The sequence below is a fragment of the Sphingomonas sp. Leaf407 genome (assembly GCF_001425385.1).
Lineage (GTDB): Bacteria > Pseudomonadota > Alphaproteobacteria > Sphingomonadales > Sphingomonadaceae > Sphingomonas.
Genome location: NZ_LMQO01000001.1, coordinates 86598 through 105541 on the forward strand (window position 1 = coordinate 86598; position 18944 = coordinate 105541).

Below are 18944 nucleotides of genomic sequence, written 5' to 3' on the forward strand. Positions count from 1 at the left end.
GTTCCTGCGGTGCGCTACCACCGGGAGATCCCAGCCTTCGCTGGGATGACGCCTGACTCGAGCGGCAAGGACCAAATTCCAGCGCGGAGCGCTTTTTTTCGCGTGGCGCGCCTGCCGGGTTGGTCGACCTTGGGTTGCGGGCAGCGCGGTCATCTGGAAAGCGGACTGCATGTTTTAGGCGTGCGGGCAAGTTGCCAGACGTTCGCGGTCTACCACCGGACCTGCTATCAGAGCTTATGGCATTCAAGTACAGCGTCTCCCTCCGAGTCAGACATCCCGACGTCGATCCAGAGAAGATGATTGTCGGGATAGGCCGTACGGCCCGTCGATACTGGACAGTGGGCGAAGAACGGAAGACGCCCAAAGGCACACCGCTACCCGGCATCTATCGCGAGAGTTATTGCGCATTCGACCTCGGCGAGAGCGAAGACGGTCAGCTTGCCGATTTCCTTCGTCAAACACTTGTCGAGCTTGAACATGCCGCCGACTTCATAAGGGACCTGCGACGTACCGGCGGTGAGGTCAGCTACTATGTGTCTTGGTTCCCCGGCGACACTGGAGAGACTTTCGATGTTGATCTCCTCGCGGACATGGCCCGGCTGGGGATCGATCTCGGAATAGTGCCGGTTTGTTGAATGACCGTTCACAATCAGGAGGTGGCATGCCGGGTAAGAGTTTACATAATTAGGCGTTCGCGGACGATGGGTATTCGCCGCGCAGGTCGGCGTATGATTGGTTCGCGCGTCCGTGGCGATGCGTCGTAGCGTTGAGAAAATCCTCCCCTCTGTCTCGGCCGGCATCGAAACGCACGCCCCGTTGAGCGATAGCACTGGCCGGCGTATTCCATCCCGATGGATGCGCCCCGACCGACCCGGCTTCTCATGTTACTGTTCGGTCTGTCCGTCCTCGCTTTGCCGTGGATGGTCTTTACCTTCACGGCGATCATGATGCTGCCAGCGCTCGGATTGGGGCCGGTGGCGACCCGGATTGCGGCACTGCCGACCATCGTCGCTGCCTTCGCCTCTTACGGCTATGTCGCTGGCCGGCTGTTCGGACCGGCCCTGTGGGGGCGGCAGGACCGGTAAGGCGGCGGCGTGGCGGAATCGACCGCGCGATCGGGGACGGTTGCGGCGGGCGAGCGCGATCCGCCGCCTCCGGTTGCGGCACCCGCCGCTTTGCGGCTATCGCGCATTCCCATGAAGCATGCTCTCAACGTCACGCGCGAACAGGATTTCGCCGCCTGGTATCAAGCCGTCATCGCCGAGGCCGATCTGGCCGAGGAGTCCGGGGTGCGCGGGTGCATGGTCATCCGGCCATGGGGCTATGGCATCTGGGAGCGTATCCAGCGGCTGCTCGACGACCGGATCAAGGCGACGGGGCATGAGAACTGCTATTTCCCGCTGTTCATCCCCTTGAGCTATTTCGAGAAGGAGGCCGAGCATGTCGACGGCTTCGCCAAGGAGATGGCGGTCGTCACGCACCACCGGCTGGTCGGCGACGGCAAGGGCGGGCTGATCCCCGACCCCGAAGCGAAGCTGGAGGAGCCGCTGGTCGTGCGGCCGACGAGCGAGACGGTGATCGGCACCGCCTTTTCGCGCTGGGTCCAGTCGTGGCGCGACCTGCCGGTGCTCATCAACCAGTGGGCGAACGTAGTGCGGTGGGAGATGCGGACGCGCATGTTCCTGCGCACCGCCGAGTTCCTGTGGCAGGAGGGGCATACCGCGCACGCCACCGCGCAGGAGGCGCGCGAGGAAACGCTGAAAATGCTGGAGGTGTACCGCGAGTTCGCCGAAACCTGCCTCGGCCTGCACGTCATCGCCGGCGAGAAGCCCGAGAACGAGCGGTTTCCGGGTGCGGTCGCGACCTATTCGATCGAGGCGATGATGCAGGACGGCAAGGCGCTCCAAGCGGGCACGTCGCACTTCCTCGGCACCAATTTCGCCAGCGCGCAGAACATCCGCTTCCAGAACAGCGAGGGGCAGTTCGAGCTGGCGAACACCACGTCGTGGGGCGTGTCGACGCGGATGATCGGCGGGGTCATCATGGTGCATGGCGACGACGACGGGCTGCGCGTGCCGCCCGCGATCGCGCCGTGGCAGGTGGTGATCGTGCCGATGCTGCGCGATGCGCCGGAGGACGAACCGCTGATCGCCTATTGCCGCGAATTGCAGTCTTCGCTCGCCAAGCAGTCGGCGCTGGGCGAGCCGGTGCGGGCGCTGCTCGATCTGAAGCCCGCCAAGGCGGCGACCAAGCGCTGGGGCTGGGTGAAGAAGGGCGCGCCGCTGATCGTCGAGGTCGGCGGGCGCGACATGGCCGGCGGCAACGTGTCGGTCGTGCGGCGCGACCGGCTGTACAAGGACGGTGGCAAGCTGGATTCGGCGATTCTGGCGAAGGACGATTTCGTGGCCGGTGTCGGCGCGACGCTGGCGAAGATTCAGGCCGCGCTGCTGGCGCAGTCGACCGAGCGGTTGCGTGAGCGCATCGTGCCGGTCGACGACTGGGCCGGAGTCGAGGCGTATTTCGCTTCGGGTGTGAAGAACCCCGGCTGGGTCGATGTTCGCTGGTCGAAGCCGACCGGTGCGGCGCTCGACGCGGTGGTGCAGCGGTTGAAGGCGCTGAAACTCACGATCCGTAACGCGCCGCTGGGGCAGACCGGGTGCGACGAGGGGCCGTGCGTGTTTACCGGTGAGGCGGCGGTCGAGCGGGTGCTGATCGGGCGGGCGTATTGATCGTTGAGGGGGAAGGGGGCGCTTGCAGGGCAAGCGCGCGAGCCTTTGGCTCGCCTTCCCCTCTCCCGACCTTCGCTAGCCAGCAAGCTGGCAAGCTTCGGTAGCCCTCTCCCCTGAAGGGGAGAGGGCAGGTGGGTCAGTCCTTCAGTTTTTCGGGGACGTGGCCGCCGGCCTTGCCGAGTTCGCGCATCACTGCGGCGTGGAGCCAGATGTTCATTTCGGCGCTGCCGTCCTTGGCGCCGGTATAGCCCAGCTCGGTCGCCAGTTCCTTGCGGTTGTCGAGGCTGGAGTCGAGGTCGAGCAGCTTCATCAGGTCGACGATCGAGGTCTGCCAGTTGAGCGCCGGGTTGCCCTTCTGCTCGGCGATGCGGGCGATGGCGGTGCGGGCGTCGACCGGCTGGGCGGGGGCGGTCGGTGGCGTGGCGGGCGCGGCGGGTGCCGCAGGCGCGTGCTGCTGGACCGGGGCGGGGGCCGGGGTCGGCGCTGGGGCCGGCTTGGGCGCGTCCTTCTTCTGGCCGAAATAATTGTCGCCGAACGGGCCGCCGTCCTTGCCGAAGATCTGCGTCTTGATGCGCTCAAAGATGCCCATGACTGGCCTTTCTGGATGGTTGTCGCTCGGGCCACGTAACGGACGGGCGGGCGATCGGCTCCCTGTTGCTTGGGTTTGCGGCCAAGTCGCCCTATGTCGTGGCCGATGGTATTTTCCAAAACGCCGCAAGGGCTGCCCACGCGCGAGCAGGTGCTCGATTTCATCCAGTCGTCGGACACGCCCGCCGGCAAGCGCGAGATCGCCCGCGCGTTCGGCCTGTCGGCGCAGCAGAAGATTTCGCTCAAGGCGATGTTGAAGGACATGGCCGACGAAGGGCTGATCGACGGCGCGGGCGGGCGCGCGTTTCACAAGATGGGCGGGCTGCCCAAGGTGACGGTGCTGCGCGTCGCCGATGTCGATGACGGCGGCAATGTGTGGGCGGTGCCCGAACGCTGGGAGGCCGACACGCCGCCGCCCAAGGTGCGGGTGCGCGAGCGCGGGCGGCGCAGTGCGCTGGGGATCGGCGACCGCATCCTCGCGCGGACCGAGGAGGCAGGCGCCGGCTGGGCCGCCTATCCGATGAAGAAGCTCGACCGGGCGAGCGAGGCGGTGCTGGGCGTGCTGCGGCAGGACGGCGACCGGTTGTGGTTGCAGGGCGTCGACAAGAAGGAGCGGCGCGAGTTGCCGGTATCCGACGCGGGCGGTGCGGCACCGGGCGATCTGGTGCTGGCGCAGATGGCGGGCAGGCCGCCGCGCATCACTGCCAGGGTGGTGGAGCGGCTGGGCGATCCGTTCGCCGCGCGCAGCTTCTCGCTGATCGCGATCCACAAGCATGGCATCCCCGATATATTCGCCGAAGAAGTGCTGGCCGAGGCGCGCGCCATGGCGGCCACGCCGCTGGGCGAGGGTCGCGAGGATTTGCGCCACCTGCCGATCGTCGCGATCGATCCGATCGATGCGCGCGACCATGACGATGCGGTATGGGCCGCGCCCGACGAGGACCCCGGCAACGCGGGCGGATGGCAGGCGATCGTCGCGATCGCCGATGTATCCTTCTATGTCCGACCGGGGTCCGAACTCGACAAGTCGGCGCGGTCGCGCGGCAACAGCGTGTATTTCCCCGACCGGGTGGTGCCGATGCTGCCCGAAATCCTGTCGGCCGACGTGTGTTCGCTCAAAGCCGGGCAGGACCGGGCGGCGCTGGTATGTCACCTGACCATCGCGAAGGACGGGAAGCTCAAGGACTGGCGGTTCACCCGCGCGGTGATCCGGGTGGCGGCGAACATCGCCTATGAGCATGCGCAAGGAGCGATCGACGGGGTGGCCGATACCCCGGTGCCGGCCGAACTGGTCACAGGCGCGCTGAAACCGCTCTGGTCGTGCTGGACGGCGCTGGCGAAGGCGCGGGCGGAGCGCGAGCCGCTCGACCTCGACCTGCCCGAGCGGCGGATCGTGCTGGACGAGAAGGGGCGCATCCTGTCGGTCGCGCCGCGCGAACGGCTCGATTCGATGCGGCTGATCGAGGATTACATGATCGCCGCCAACGTTGCCGCCGCCAAGGCGCTGGAGGCCAAGAAGGCGCCGGTGATGTACCGCGTCCACGAACCGCCGACGCGCGAGAAGCTGGTGGCGCTGAAGGATTATCTCGACAGTTTCGACGTGCCGTTCGCGCTGGGGCAGGTGATCCGCCCGGCGACGTTCAACCATGTGCTGGCGCGGATCGGCGAGGCCGATTTCAAGCCGCAGGTGATGGAACAGGTGCTGCGCACGCAGACGCAGGCGTTCTACGGCCCGCAGAACCACGGGCATTTCGGGTTGAGCCTTGGCAGCTACGCCCATTTCACTTCGCCGATCCGGCGCTATGCCGATCTGATCGTGCATCGCTCGCTGGTCGGTGCCTATGGTCTGGGTGAAGGGGCGCTGGCCGATGCCGATGCCGCGAACATGGAGCGGGTGGGCGAAGCGATCAGCGGCCTCGAACGCCGGGCGATGGAGGCCGAGCGCGAAACCGTGGATCGTTACGTCGCCGCATACCTCGCCGAACATGTCGGGCAGGTGATGGAGGCGCGGATCACCGGCGTCGCGTCGTTCGGTTTCTTTGCGACGGTCGAGGGGGTGGGCGGCGATGGCCTGGTTCCCGCGCGCGATCTGGGCCAGGAATATTTCCGCTTCGATGAGGCCACGCAGTCGCTGATCGGCGACCATAGCGGCGAGACGTTCGCGTCGGGCATGCGGTTGCAGTTGCGGCTGGCCGAAGCCAATCCGGTGTCGGGCGCGCTGCGCTTCGAACTGCCCGACGGCAAGGGATCGGCGGGGAGCGGCGACACGCGGACGATCCGCCACAAGGGCGCGCCGCGCACGCTGAAACGCCGGGGACGGCCCGCCAACATCCGGCATCAGGGGCGCAAGCGTTGATGCCGGCCGTGCTGGCACGGCGGGGCAGGTTCGGGCGGTGGTGGCGGCTACGGGTGATCGGCAGCGTCGATCACGACGCGGTGCTGCGCCAGGTGGCGGAGGAGGCCGGCTGGTCGTGGCGCTATGGCTTCATGATCGTCGTGTCGATGGCGCTGTCGTTGCTGGGGCTGTTGATGCCGTCGGTCGCGGTGCTGATCGGGGCAATGCTGGTGTCGCCGTTGATGATGCCGATCATCGGCCTGGGTTTCGGCATCGCGGTGCTCGACGTGCCCGATATTCGCAAGTCGCTGTTCGCGCTGGCGATCGGGGCGGGGCTGGCGGTGGGGCTGTCGGCACTGCTGGTCGCGCTGTCGCCCATTCAGACGATCACGTCGGAGATCGCGGGACGGACGCGGCCGACGCTGTTCGACCTGCTGGTCGCGTTTTTTTCGGCGCTGGCGGGGGCCTATGCGCTGATCCGCGGGCGCGGCAACACGGTGGTCGGCGTGGCGATCGCCATCGCGCTGATGCCGCCGCTGTGCGTCGTCGGCTTCGGCATCGCGACCGCCAATGCCACGGTCGCCGGCGGCGCGTTGCTGCTGTTCCTCACCAACCTTGTCACCATCGCGCTGACCGCCGCGTTCATGGCGCGGCTCTATGGATTCGGGCGGCATCTGACGCCGCGTAACACCACGTTTCAGATCGTGCTGTTCGCCGGGGCCATGCTGGCGCTGTCGGTGCCGCTGGTCGCGGCGCTGCGCCAGATCGCGTTCGAGGCGGTGGCGCAGCGGCAGGTGAGGAGCGCCATCCTGTCGCGCTTTCCCGACGATGCGCGCATCAGCCAGTTGGAGATCGATTACCGGTCGTCGGGGGTGCGGGTGCGCGCGGTGGTGCTGACGCCGCGGTTCGACAGCGGCGCGGACCGGGCGCTGAACGGCGAACTGGCGGCGCGGCTCGACCGGCGGGTCGACCTGCATGTCGACCAGATCCGCAGCTCGCTCGACCCGCAGGCGACCGAGGCGGCGCAGATCGCCAAGGCGTCGTCGGGAATTGCCCCGGCGCGCGACCGGATCGTGGGGCAAGTGGCGCTGGTGACGGGGGCGACGCCCGAAACCATCGCGGTCGACGACGATGCGCGGATCGTGCGCGCGACCGCCGCCGAACTGCCCGGATTGCCGCCGGCGGGGTATCGCGCGGTCGAGGCGCGGGCGCGGGCGGCGGCCCCGGGATGGCAGGTCGAGGTCGTGCCGCCGCCATCGGACGTGGCGCCGCCGGTGATCGGCTTTACCGCCGGAATCGCGGACGTGCGCGCGATCGACGATGCGGCGTGGCTGTCGGCGCGGCAGGGGCGGGTGCTCGACGTGCTGGGCGGAGTCGCGGCACAGCGCGAGGCGCTGGCCGGGGCGATCGTCGCACGCGGCGGGCAGGCGCGGGTCGGCGATGCGGCAGGGGCGTTGCGGTTGGGGTGGGTGGAGTGATGCCTGCTTCCACAGAACAGGCAGACGTCATCCCAGCGAAGGCTGGGATCTCTGGCGGCTTGGGCGAGACAGGAGCCGCTTGAGGCCCCAGCCTTCGCTGGGGCGACGTTCGTGACGACGACCGGGACGAGGTTCCCAACGCGACCGTTCGGTGCTGCCGCAGCCTACCCAACCCCGGCTCCGGGGAAGCGTCAGGCCGGTTCGTGGAATTGCAGGTTCGCCAGCCGGGCGTACAGCCCGCCCTGCGCTATCAGATCGGCGTGGCGGCCGGTTTCGACGATGCGGCCCTGCTCCATCACGATGATCCGCGAGGCGGCGCGGACCGTCGCCAGCCGGTGGGCGATGACCAGCGTGGTCCGCTTCGCCATCAGCCGGTCGAGTGCGTCCTGTACCAGCCGTTCGCTTTCGGCATCGAGTGCCGAGGTCGCTTCGTCGAGCAGCAGGATGGGCGCGTCGCGCAGCAATGCGCGGGCGATCGCGACCCGCTGGCGCTGGCCGCCCGACAGGCGCGCGCCGCTTTCGCCGAGATAGGTGTCGAGCCCCTGCGGCAGATCGCGCAGGAAGCTGGCGGCGTTGGCCGCTTCGGCCGCCGCCCACAGCGCGTCGTCCGACGCATCCCAGCGGCCATAGCGCAGATTGTCGCGGGCCGAGGCGGCGAAGATCACCGTTTCCTGCGGCACCATGGCGATGCGACCGCGCACCGCCGCCGGATCGGCATCGCGCACGTCGACCCCTTCGATCAGGATGCGGCCGGCTTCGGGATCGTAGAAGCGCTGGATAAGCTGGAACAATGTCGATTTGCCGGCCCCCGACGGGCCGACGACCGCGACCGTCTCCCCCGGTTCGACGTGCAGGGTGAAGTCGGCGAGGGCGGCGACATCGGTGCGGGTCGGGTAGCGGAAGGTGACATGATCGAAGCCCAGCGCCCCGCGCGCCGGTTCGGGCAGGGCCACGGGATGGGCCGGCGCGGCGATGACCGGGCGTTCGGCCAGCAGGTCGGCCAGCCGCGCCGCCGCGCCCGAGGCGCGCAGCAGGTCGCCGTAGACTTCGGTCAGCGCGCCGAACGATCCCGTCACCAGCCCGGCGGTGATGACGAAGGCGGTGATCGACCCGCCGGTGGTGCGGCCCGACGCCACGTCGCTGACCGCGTCCCACATGATGAGGGTGATCGCGGCGAACAACATGCCGATGACGAAGGCGGTCATCACCGCGCGGGTGGCGAAGCGCAGTTTCGCGGTCTGGAACCCGCGTTCGACCGCGCCTTCGAACCGGTCGCCCTCACGCGGTTCCTGCCCGAACGCCTGGACGATCTTCATCGCGCCCAGCGTTTCCGACGCGATCGAGCCGATGTCGGCGATCCGGTCCTGACTGGAGCGCGACAATTTGCGCACGCGACCGCCGAGCCACATGATCGGCAGCACGATCAGCGGGATGCCGACGATCAGATAGGCGGCGAGCTTGGGCGCGAGCGCGAAGAGGTAGATCACCCCGCCGACCCCGACCAGCAGGTTGCGCAGCGCGACCGAGACGGTGGTGCTGACGATCCCCTCGACGATCGCGGTATCGGCGGTGAGGCGCGAGGCGATTTCGGACGGGCGATTCTCCTCGAACCAGCCCGGCGACAGGGTGAGCAGATTGCGGTGGACCGCGATGCGCAGGTCGGCGACGGTGCGCTCGCCCAGCCACGACACGAAATAGAACCGCCCGGCGGTGGCGAAGGCAAGGATGACGACGACGCCGAGCAGCCCCTCGAAATAGGGCGCGATCGCATCGGCCTGCGCGCCGCCCGAAAAACCGTTGTCGACCACCTGCTTGAAGGTGCGCGGAATCCACAAGGTCGCGACCGCCGCCGTCACCAGCGACACCAGCGCGCCGACCAGTTGCAGCTTGTACGCAATGGTGAAGCGCCACACGAGGCCCAGCGCGGGCAGCATCTTCGAGCGATCGGGGGCGGGGGCCGGGTCTGCCATGCGCGGTGCCTAGCGTGATTGCGGGGGAAGGGGAACCACCCGCCGGTTCGTTGCTTGGGTACAACGAATGTTCATCAATGCCGCGCTACCTTCGGATCGTTGCCCGATAGCGTGAATTATCCTAATTTTACGAGGAACGGGTATTTCCCGTGGCCTTCATCCGGGGAAGTCGATGCTCTACAATGCGTATGAATGGCAGCGGTCGATGCTGGCGGGGGCGAGCGCCATGGCCAATTTCGGTGCCGGCCTGCTCCAGAATCCGAGCAATCCGTTCGCCTATTTCGGTGGCGGGCCGGTGCTGGGATCGGCGCTGGCGGTGTTCGCCCATGCCTCTGCCCCGCGCGGCAAGCCGGCGTTCGGGTTCGACCATACCGAGATCGACGGCAAGCAGGTGTCGGTGCGCGAGGAAATCGTGCTGCGCCGTCCGTTCGGGCAGTTGAAGCGTTTCGTCCGCGAAGGGGTGGAGGGCAGCCCCAAGCTGCTGATCGTGGCGCCGATGAGCGGGCATTATGCCACGCTGCTGCGCGGCACCGTCGAGCGGATGCTGCCGTTCGCCGAGGTGTATATCACCGACTGGCGCGACGCGAAGCTGGTGCCGATCTCGGGGGGGCGCTTCGACCTCGACGATTATATCGATTACGTCGTCGCCTTCCTCGAACAGATCGGTGCCGAGGGCGACCGCCGAGCACATGTGCTGGCGGTGTGCCAGCCTTCGGTCCCGGTCTATGCCGCCACCGCGCTGATGGGTGCCGACAAGCACCCCAACCGGCCGCACACGCTGACGATGATGGGCGGGCCGATCGACACGCGCGAGGCGCCGACGGCGGTCAATACGCTGGCGACGCAGCGTCCGCATGCGTGGTTCGAGCAGAATGTGATCGCGACGGTGCCGGTGACCTATCCGGGCGCGGGCCGTCGGGTCTATCCGGGCTTCCTGCAACTCGCCGGGTTCATGAGCATGAATCTGGGCAGTCACATGATCTCGCACTACGAGATGTTCAAGCATCTGGTGCAGGGTGACGGCGAGGGCGCAGGGACGACGCAGCGTTTCTACGAGGAATATCGCGCGGTGTGCGACATGACCGCCGAATTCTATCTCCAGACGATCGACCTGGTGTTCCAGACGCACGCGCTGCCCAACGGCACGATGAAGCATCGCGGCCGCCCGGTCGAGCCGGCCGCGATCACCGACACCGCGGTCCTCGCGATCGAGGGCGAGCGCGACGATATTTCGGGACTGGGGCAGACCCGCGCCGCGCTGACGCTGGCGACCGCGCTGCCCGATGCGATGAAGCAATATCATATGGCGCCGGGCGTGGGTCATTACGGCATCTTCAACGGATCGAAGTGGCGGACGCTGATCGCGCCGGTGCTGGAGGAATGGATGACCCGGCACGGCGGGTAACAAAGATTCGTTCGGAAACGGGCGGGGGAGCGTTTCCCCCGCCCGTATTCGGGTCAGACGGCGACCTTGGCGTGGCTGCCGGCTTCGTCGCGGCCACGGATCGTCTGGCCAGTGAACATCTTGAGCTTGCCGAGCAGCGACTGGTCGGTTTCCCAGATTTCGGCGCTGTCGAGGTCGAAGCGCAGCATCAGCAGCGAGGGATCCTGCCGTCCCTGCTCGTACCATGCCTCGACATGGGTCGACCAGTATTTGTCGATGATCGCCGGGTCGGTTTCCTCGGTCAGCGTGCCGGCGATGCAGGCGAACAGGTCATGCCCCTTGGCGATGAACTGCACCATCGCTGCGCCGCCTTCGGCCGCGCGATTGTCGCGCTTGGTATAGAACCAGAATTCGCTGTCGGCATCCTCGTCGAGCACGGCGTACATCGGTTCGCTATGGGTGTGCTTGCCGGTAAGGCCGAGCATGACATAGGGGCTGGCGGCCATCGCCTTCCACATCGCTTCGCGGATTTCGGTCGGGCTCTTGTCGGACATGGTGCGTTCCTTGGCTGTGGTGGCAGCAGAACGGCCGAACCCCGCGAGGTTTCCGTATGCTTTGCCATTGCGCAGCGCCGCCGATCTTCGTAGGACGCGCGCCTGCCGCGAACCTTTCGCGGTCGCTGGGGCGTAGCCAAGTGGTAAGGCAGCGGCTTTTGATGCCGCGTACCGCAGGTTCGAATCCTGCCGCCCCAGCCAGTTTCGGCTTGGCCGAAACGATCCGGCCGGCCACTCCTCCGATCCCGCCGCGATAATCGCGTGCCGCGCCGCATCCGCACGGAGACGGCGGGAGGTTCATGCGTTCGGAACGTTGAGCTGCATGTTGGAAAGCCTCGTCGGTACGTGACTATGACCCCACCCGTCTGCGATTTCGGTGTCGGCCCGGCAGGGTGGAGCGAGACCGAGCGTGTCGCCGCGCTCGGGCGGTATGCGATCCTTGATACGCCGCGCGAACAGGTGTTCGACGACATCGTCCGCCTTGCGTCCGACATTTTCGATGCGCCGATGGCGGTCGTCAATCTGGTGGCGGGCGAGCGCCAGTGGTTCAAGGCGGAGGTCGGGATCGGCGCCGATGAGTTGCCGCTCGACGTGTCGATCTGCGTTCATGCCATTCGCCAGCATGGCATCTTCGTCGTACCCGACATGACGCTGGACACGCGCTTCGCGGCCAACCCGCTCGTCACCGGCGCGCCGGGGCTGCGCTTCTATGCCGGCGCGCCGATTGAAACGCCCGAGGGGCTGCCGATCGGCACCGTCTGCGTGCTCGACACCCGGCCGCGTCCCGACGGCATCACCGATCGCCAGCGCCTCACGCTCGAACTGTTGGCGCGGCAGGTGATGACCCAGTTGGAGCTGCGCCGCCAGCTTGCCGTACAGGACGAGCGGGCCCGCGCGCTGGAGGCGGAGATCGCGGCGCGGCGGGATGCCGACGATGCGCTGCGGGCCAGCGACCGCAAGCTGAACGCCGTGCTCGACAATACGCGCATGGCGGTGTTCCTGATGAACGAGGAGCAGCACTGCGTCTATGCCAATGCCGCCGCCGAGGAACTGACCGGCTATTCGCTCGCCGAGATGCAGGGGCGGCCGCTGCACGACGTGGTCCACCACACCCGCCCTGACGGTTCGCACTATCCGCTGGCGGACTGCCCGATCGATCGGGCGTTTCCCGAACGGGCGCAGATGGAGGGCGAGGAGTTGTTCGTCGCGCGCGACGGCAGCTTCTATCCGGTCGCCTTCACCGCCAGCCCGCTGCTCGACGACGCCGGTCGCCCCGTCGGCACCGTGATCGAGGCGCGCAACATTCAGCATCGCCGCGCGCGCGACGCCGCGCTGCGCGAATCCGAGGCGCGGTTTCGCAACATGGCGGACCATGCGCCGATGATGATGTGGGTCACGGACGTCGACGGGCGCTGCACCTATCTCAACCGCGCATGGTATGACTTCACCGGGCAGAGCGAGCGCGAGACTGTCGCCGACGGCTTCGGCTGGCTCGACGCGGTCCACCCCGACGATCGCGGCTGGTCGGGCGAAACCTTCCTTGCGGCGAACGTGGAGCATACGCCGTTCCGGCTCGAATACCGGTTGCGCCGGCACGACGGGGCGTATCGCTGGGCGATCGATGCCGCCTCGCCGCGGTTCGACGGCGAGGGGCGCTTCCTCGGCTATGTCGGGTCGGTGATCGACATCGGCGAACGGCGCGAGATGGAGGACGCGCTACGGCGGAGCGAAGAACGCTATCGCACGCTGTTCGACACGATCGAGGTCGGCTTCTGTATCGTCGAGGTGATGTTCGACGGCAACCGGGCGGTCGATTACCGCTTCGTCGAGGCGAATCCGGCGCTCGAACGGCAGACCGGGCTGGTTGGCGTTGCCGGCCGGACCGCGCGCGAGCTGGTGCCGGGGCTGGAGCAGCGCTGGTTCGACCTGTACGGCGGCGTCGCGACGAGCGGCGACGCGATCCGGTTCGAGGATGGGTCGGACGTGATGGGTCGCTGGTTCGACGTCCATGCCCTGCGCGTCGGCGACCCCGCCGACCGCCGTGTCGCGATCCTGTTCAACGACATCAGCGATCGCCGCCGGGTGCAGATCGAACTCGAACGGCTCAACCGGACGCTGGAGGAACGGATCGACACCGCGCTCGCCGAGCGCAAGCTGTGGGCCGATGTGGTCGAGAACAGCGATGCGCTGATCGGTATCCTGTCGCCCGACTATCGCTATCTCGCGCTCAACACCGCCTATGCCGACGACTTCGCGCGGGTCTACGGCGTCCGCCCGGTGGTCGGCGATACGCTGACCGGGCTGATGGAGCAGTCTTCGGGCGATCTGGACGGCGTGATGGCCATGTGGACCCGCGCGCTGTCGGGCGAGGAGTTCACGATCACCGAGGATTTCGGCGATGCCGATCTCGACCGGCCCTATTACGAACTGCGCTTCAACACGCTGCGCGACGAGCGCGGGCGGCGCATCGGTGCGTTCCAGTACGCGGTCGACGTGACCGAGCGCCTGCGCAACCAGGCGCGGCTGACCGAGGCCGAGCAGCAGTTGCGGCAGGCGCAGAAGATGGAAGCGGTCGGCCAGTTGACCGGGGGTATCGCCCACGACTTCAACAATATGCTGGCGGTGACGATCGGATCGCTCGACCTGCTCGACCGGCGGATCGGGGCCGGCGACGCGCGCGCCAAACGCTATATCGCAGCGGCGACCGACGGTGCGCGTCGCGCGGCGAACCTGACGCAGCGGCTGCTCGCCTTTTCGCGGCAGCAGCCGCTGCGCCCCGAACCGGTCGATGCGAACAAGCTGACCGCCGGCATGTCCGACCTGTTGCGCCATTCGCTGGGCGGCGACGTGCGGCTGGAAACGGTGCTGGCCGGCGGGCTGTGGCGGACGTGTGTCGATGCCAACCAGTTGGAGAACGTGATCCTGAACCTCGCGATCAACGCGCGCGATGCGATGGCGGATGGCGGGCGCGTGACGATCGAGACGCAGAACGCGCATCTCGACGATCGCTATGCCGCCGCGCATCCCGGCGTCGCGGCGGGGCAATATGTGCTGATCGCCGTCACCGATAGCGGGACCGGGATGCCGCCGGCGGTGATCGCCAAGGCGTTCGATCCGTTCTTTACCACCAAGGAAGTGGGCAAGGGCACCGGGCTGGGGCTGAGCCAGACGTACGGCTTCGTCAAACAGTCGGGCGGGCACGTTAAAATCTATTCGGAGCCGGGCGAGGGGACGAGCGTCAAGGTCTATCTTCCACGGCTGCTGAACGACGTTGCCGCCGCTCCGGCATCGGAACAGGCTGCCGAGCTTCCGGTCGGGCACCAGCGCGAGGTGGTGCTGGTGGTCGAGGACGAGCCGTCGGTCCGCCAGTTCAGTGTCGAGGTACTGTCCGAGCTGGGCTATCGCACGCTGGAGGCGGATTCCGCCGCGATGGCGCTGCGGCTGCTCGACGCGCACCCTGAAATCGCGCTGCTGTTCACCGACGTGGTGATGCCGGAGATGAACGGTGCCCGGCTGGTGGATGAGGCGCGGCGGCGGCGCGGCGACCTGAAGGTGCTGTTCACCACTGGCTATACCCGCAACGCGATCGTCCACAACGGCGTGCTGGAACCGGGAGTCGATCTGATCTCCAAGCCGTTCACGATCGAGGAACTCGCCGCGCGGGTGCGCGCGGTGCTCGACAGGCCGTTGTAGCGGCGGCTACCCGGCCGCGGCGGTGATGTCGCCCCAGCTCAAACCGAAACGCGCCAGATATTTGCGCAGCCGGTCGGCGTCGTTGGTGCTGCTGCGCTGACGCAACGACGCGGCGAACAGGGTGCGGCCGGCGTCGGACAGCGTGCGGCTGGCGCGGCAGACGGTGACGACATGGGCGAGCTGGACCCGGTCGAACGGGTCGAGCGCTTCCTGCTGGTCGGGAGAGAGCAGGCCGGTCAGCGGATCGGTGGCAGGGGCCGCACCGCTGGTCCACAGGCGTTGCAGCCGGGCGATCTCGGCGGTCACGCCGTCGAGGTTGATGCGCCCGGCGGGGCTGAAGGTCGCCATGCGGGTGACGCTGGCGGCCAAGTCCCGGAAATTGCCGGGCCATTTTGCCTGACCCCCGGTGGCGAAGGCGAGGTAGCGGTCGCGCGCTTCCTTGTTGAAGGTGATCCGCTCGCCTTCGCGCTCGGCATGGCGATCGAGTTCATAGTCGAGGTTGGGAGCGATGTCTTCGCGCCGTTCGGCCAGACCGGGGAGGGCGAAGGTCCACAGGTTGAGCCGGGCGTAGAGATCGTCGCGGAAGGTGCCGGCGGTGACGCAGGCGGCAAGGTCGCGGTTGGTGCCCGCTATCAACTGGAAATCACTGGCGCTTTCCTTGTCGGCGCCGACAGGGAGAAAGCGCTTGTCCTCGATCGCGCGCAGGATCATCGCCTGTTCGTCCAGGCCCAGTTCGCCGATCTCGTCGAGGAAGAGGACGCCGGTGTCGGCGGTGCGCAGCAGTCCGGCGCGGTCGGCGGCGGCGCCGGTGAAGGCACCTTTACGGTGGCCGAACAGCGCCGACATCGCGCTGTCGCCTTTCAGCGTCGCGCAATTCACCTCGACCAGCGGGCCTTTTACCTGTCGTTTCAAACGCTTGAGTTCGTAGATGCGCCGCGCGAGCTGGCTCTTGCCCGCCCCGGTCGGCCCCATCAGCAACAGGGGGGCGCGGCTGCGGATCGCGACCTGTTCGATCTCGTCGATCATCGCGTTGAAGCCGGCGTTGCGGGTTTCTATCCCTGATTTCAGGAAGTTGGTGCTTTCCCTTGCGTCGGCGGCGAAGCGGGTGGCGATGCTGTCGTAGCGCGACAGGTCGAGGTCGATGATGTTCCAGCTTCCCGCCGCCTCGATCGTGCCGCGACGTGGCTGGGTCTGGAGCAGGCGGCCGGGGAGGAAATGTGCCTCGCTCAAGAGGAACAGGCAGATTTGCGCGACGTGGGTGCCGGTAGTGATGTGGATGAGATAGTCCTCGGCCTCCGGGTCGAAAGGATAGGCACGGGCGAAGTCGAGCAGTTTGCCGTACATCTCTTCGAAATCCCATGGATCGTCGAAGTCGAGGATGTGCGGTTCGACTTTAGTTTCGGGCGAAACATCGGCGATGTCTCCCGTGACATAATCGGCAAGACGCTGATGTTGCGAGCCGTGGAGCAGGATCAGCCGGTCTACTCTCAGATCGTCGTGCATCGTCAGGCCGACGGTCGGCCGCCATTTGGCCCAGCGCGAGGGGCCGAATTTGCTCGCATCGAGCGTGGAGCCGAGAAAGCCGAGGACGACGGTAGAACGCATGACGATACGCTAGGATAAATGTCTATCCGTGTCGATCGGGCAGTTTCCAAGTTGAATACTCGCATCCCGTAATTTTCGGGATAAAATCATTACAAGACAATGGTTTAAGATTTTCCGAGGCGCGTTTTTCGCGTTTGGCACGGCTTTCGCAACGCTATTTGCGTCGGTCCGCAAGGGAATTTGGTCCGGCAGATGGCTGGGGCGACCGGAATAGGCCGGTCGCCCCCGGAATGTGGAGTTGGACGATGGCCAACAAGGGATTGTTCGCAAGTGCCGTGGCGCGGTTGCTGCCGCGTGCCGATGCGCCGAACCGCGAAGCCGCGCCGGCCTATGGCTATGGGCCGCAGGCGAAGCTGGCGCAGTTGGCCGCTACCGGCACCCTGGCTGACAGTTTTTACACGCGCGCGGAGACGCAACTGGCCGAGGTGCTGGCGGCGGCGCGCGACTGTGATCCGGCGTTCGTTGCCAAGGCGGCGGTCTATGCCCGGCGTTCGGGTGCGATGAAGGACATGCCGGCGTTGCTCGCCGCGTATCTGACCGTGGCCGATCCCGACCTTGCGGTGCGGGTGTTTGGCCGGGTGATCGACAACGGGCGGATGCTGCGCAACTATGTGCAGATTTTGCGGTCGGGGCAGGTCGGGCGGACGTCGCTCGGCTCGCGGCCCAAGCGGCTGGTCGTGCAGTGGCTGGAGCGGGCATCGATGCGCGACCTGATGGCGGCGGCGACGGGCACGGCCCCGAGCCTCGCCGACATCGTGCGGATGGTTCACCCGAAGCCGGCGGATGCGGCGCGGCGGGCGTTCTATGGCTGGCTGATCGGCAAGCCGTATGACGTGGCGGTGCTGCCGAGCGAGATCGCGGCGTTCGAGGCGTGGAAGCGTGACACCGCGTTGCCATTGCCGCCGGTGCCGTTCGAGTGGTTGACCGCCTTTCCGCTCACCGCCGAGCAATGGGGCGAGCTGGCGACGCGGATGGGGTGGCAGGCGCTGCGCATCAACCTGAACACGCTGGCGAGGAGCGGCGCGTTCGCGGTGCCCGGCGTGGCGAAGGCGGTCGCGGCGCGGCTGGCGACGCCGGCGCCGGGGGTGCTGCCCTACCAGTTGCTGGTCGCGTTGCGATCGGTGGGGGAGGGCGTGCCGCTGACGGTGCAGGCCGCACTGGAAACCGCGCTGGAGGCGTCGCTGGCCAAGGTGCCGGCGGTCGCGGGGCGGGTGGTGGTGTGTCCCGACGTGTCGGGATCGATGGCCTCGCCCGTCACCGGCTACCGCAAGGGGGCGACGAGCGCGGTGCGCTGTATCGATGTCGCGGCGCTGGTCACGGCGGCGATGCTGCGGAGCAACCGGGATGCGCGGGTGCTGCCGTTCGAGTGGGACGTGGTCGATGTGACGATCGATCCGTACGCCCGGCTGGCGGTGAATGCCCAGAAGCTGGCGGCGATCGGCGGGGGCGGAACGTCCGTTTCCGCGCCGCTCGCCCGGTTGAACCGGGAGAAGGCGGCGGTCGATCTGGTCGTGATCGTGTCCGACAACCAGTCGTGGGTCGACGCCACCGGAAGCGGGGCGACGGCGACGATGCGGGAGTGGGACCGGTTGCAGCGGCGCAATCCGGGGGCGCGGCTGGTCTGCGTCGACATCCAGCCGCACGGGACCACCCAGGCGGCGGGGCGGCCGGAGATATTGAACGTCGGGGGCTTCTCCGACGCGGTGTTCGATGGAATCGCGCGCTTCGCCGAAGGGCGGACGCGGGACTGGGTCGAACTGGTGAACGAAACGGAGGTGTGAGGAACAGGGTCGTGGCGAATGCCGGTGGGACTACATTGCCGCCCGAGACGTCGGTTCGAATCCGACCGGGTCTGCCCGGCTTCAGGCCGACTGATCCGTCGTCCAGCGGTAGGACACGGGCAATGTCTCGCCAATTTTCGTCGCCGCGACCCGGTGGTGGGTGTGCCATGCAGGTGTCGCACGTTTTCGTCATTCCCGCGCAGGCGGGAATCCATATCCGCCAACGTTTGGACAGGAGCCGCGACGACTGCGTGTATGGATCCCCGCCTTCGCGGGGATGACGAAGGGGGCGGGCGCTGGCGTGTCCCAACGGGCCGACCCACCCCCAGCCCCTCCCTGTCAGGGAGGGGAGCAGGCGCGCGCCGATTTCGAGGCTTGCCCACGGCGAATGCCGGCCGGACTACATGGATTGTGATTCCCCAGGATGCGGGTTCGAGTCCCGCCCCGGCTTTCAGCCGGGTAGCTCAATCGGTTGGAGCAGGAGAGGTCCGGTCAAATCCTTGTCGCCGTGGGTCAAGCACAGGCTGGCGAATGCCGGCGGGACTACATCGCCTTTGAAGCGCCCGGTCGATAGCCGGGACGATGTCTCGCCAATCCTCGTCGCCACGCCTTAGTTTTCCGAAGGACGGCGTTTCGAAGCGTCGGCCGTCTCCCCCTCGCCGACAAGGGAGGGGCGAGTGTTTCCGTGCCCTCGCGGGCCGACCCACCCCCGGCCCAGTTTCGGGTGAACAGTGCCCCGCACTGTTCAGGTCATGCCGGGGGCATGACCGACCCGAAACTCTGGTCAGGGAGGGGAGTGATAATGCTGGCGAATGCTGGCGGGACTA

At 67.3% G+C, this 18944-nt stretch carries 12 protein-coding genes and 1 tRNA gene; 9 read left to right on the plus strand and 4 right to left on the minus strand.

Going from position 1 to position 18944, the window contains the following annotated elements:
* Positions 1 to 236 precede the first annotated feature (236 nt).
* The 3 genes from ASG37_RS00425 (at position 237) to ASG37_RS00435 (ending at position 2729) form a co-directional block, all read left to right on the plus strand.
* Positions 237 to 635 carry a DUF4279 domain-containing protein gene (locus ASG37_RS00425; protein WP_055755317.1) on the plus strand — a complete coding sequence of 133 codons (399 nt, stop codon included), beginning with the start codon at positions 237 to 239 and terminating at the stop codon, positions 633 to 635.
* A gap of 246 nt (positions 636 to 881) precedes the next feature.
* Positions 882 to 1085 (plus strand): hypothetical protein, encoded by a 204-nt coding sequence (locus ASG37_RS00430; protein WP_055755534.1) that lies wholly within the window; start codon positions 882 to 884, stop codon positions 1083 to 1085.
* A 111-nt stretch (positions 1086 to 1196) separates the two neighbouring features.
* Entirely contained in the window at positions 1197 to 2729 is a 1533-nt protein-coding gene (locus ASG37_RS00435) for an aminoacyl--tRNA ligase-related protein (protein ID WP_055755319.1), read from the plus strand.
* Positions 2730 to 2865: 136 nt separating this feature from the next.
* On the opposite strand, the gene ASG37_RS00440 is transcribed toward ASG37_RS00435, so the two are convergent.
* Positions 2866 to 3318, minus strand: coding sequence for a DUF3597 domain-containing protein (locus tag ASG37_RS00440; protein WP_055755320.1), 453 nt, complete (start codon positions 3316 to 3318; stop codon positions 2866 to 2868).
* Between the two features lie 105 nt (positions 3319 to 3423).
* Between ASG37_RS00440 and ASG37_RS00445 the strand changes: the two genes are divergently transcribed.
* Positions 3424 to 5673: a ribonuclease R family protein gene (locus tag ASG37_RS00445; protein WP_055757137.1), complete on the plus strand. Its 2250-nt coding sequence runs from the start codon at positions 3424 to 3426 to the stop codon at positions 5671 to 5673.
* Positions 5673 to 7130 carry a DUF389 domain-containing protein gene (locus tag ASG37_RS00450; protein ID WP_055755321.1) on the plus strand — a complete coding sequence of 486 codons (1458 nt, stop codon included), beginning with the start codon at positions 5673 to 5675 and terminating at the stop codon, positions 7128 to 7130. The genes ASG37_RS00445 and ASG37_RS00450 overlap by 1 nt, the downstream gene beginning before the upstream one ends.
* Before the next feature lie 191 nt (positions 7131 to 7321).
* Here ASG37_RS00450 and ASG37_RS00455 read toward each other — a convergent pair whose 3' ends face one another.
* On the minus strand, positions 7322 to 9100 hold the full coding sequence (locus tag ASG37_RS00455) for an ABC transporter transmembrane domain-containing protein (RefSeq protein WP_055755322.1): 1779 nt from the start codon (positions 9098 to 9100) through the stop codon (positions 7322 to 7324).
* A gap of 172 nt (positions 9101 to 9272) precedes the next feature.
* On the opposite strand from ASG37_RS00455, the gene ASG37_RS00460 reads away from it, so the two are divergent.
* Positions 9273 to 10505: a polyhydroxyalkanoate depolymerase gene (locus ASG37_RS00460; protein ID WP_055755323.1), complete on the plus strand. Its 1233-nt coding sequence runs from the start codon at positions 9273 to 9275 to the stop codon at positions 10503 to 10505.
* Between the two features lie 53 nt (positions 10506 to 10558).
* Here ASG37_RS00460 and ASG37_RS00465 read toward each other — a convergent pair whose 3' ends face one another.
* The gene (locus ASG37_RS00465; protein ID WP_055755324.1) at positions 10559 to 11038 is read right to left on the minus strand and encodes a pyridoxamine 5'-phosphate oxidase family protein; all 480 of its coding nucleotides are present in this window, start codon (positions 11036 to 11038) and stop codon (positions 10559 to 10561) included.
* Between the two features lie 126 nt (positions 11039 to 11164).
* On the opposite strand from ASG37_RS00465, the gene ASG37_RS00470 reads away from it, so the two are divergent.
* Together ASG37_RS00470 and ASG37_RS00475 are read left to right on the plus strand one after the other, a co-directional pair.
* A tRNA-Gln gene (locus ASG37_RS00470) sits at positions 11165 to 11239 on the plus strand.
* A gap of 150 nt (positions 11240 to 11389) precedes the next feature.
* Positions 11390 to 14731 carry a PAS domain S-box protein gene (locus ASG37_RS00475; RefSeq protein ID WP_055755325.1) on the plus strand — a complete coding sequence of 1114 codons (3342 nt, stop codon included), beginning with the start codon at positions 11390 to 11392 and terminating at the stop codon, positions 14729 to 14731.
* A gap of 6 nt (positions 14732 to 14737) precedes the next feature.
* On the opposite strand, the gene rtcR is transcribed toward ASG37_RS00475, so the two are convergent.
* The gene (gene rtcR / locus ASG37_RS00480) at positions 14738 to 16336 is read right to left on the minus strand and encodes an RNA repair transcriptional activator RtcR (protein WP_055755326.1); all 1599 of its coding nucleotides are present in this window, start codon (positions 16334 to 16336) and stop codon (positions 14738 to 14740) included.
* Positions 16337 to 16581: 245 nt separating this feature from the next.
* On the opposite strand from rtcR, the gene ASG37_RS00485 reads away from it, so the two are divergent.
* Complete coding sequence (locus ASG37_RS00485; RefSeq protein ID WP_055755327.1) at positions 16582 to 18117, plus strand: vWA domain-containing protein; 1536 nt, start codon at positions 16582 to 16584, stop codon at positions 18115 to 18117.
* Positions 18118 to 18944: the final 827 nt, after the last annotated feature.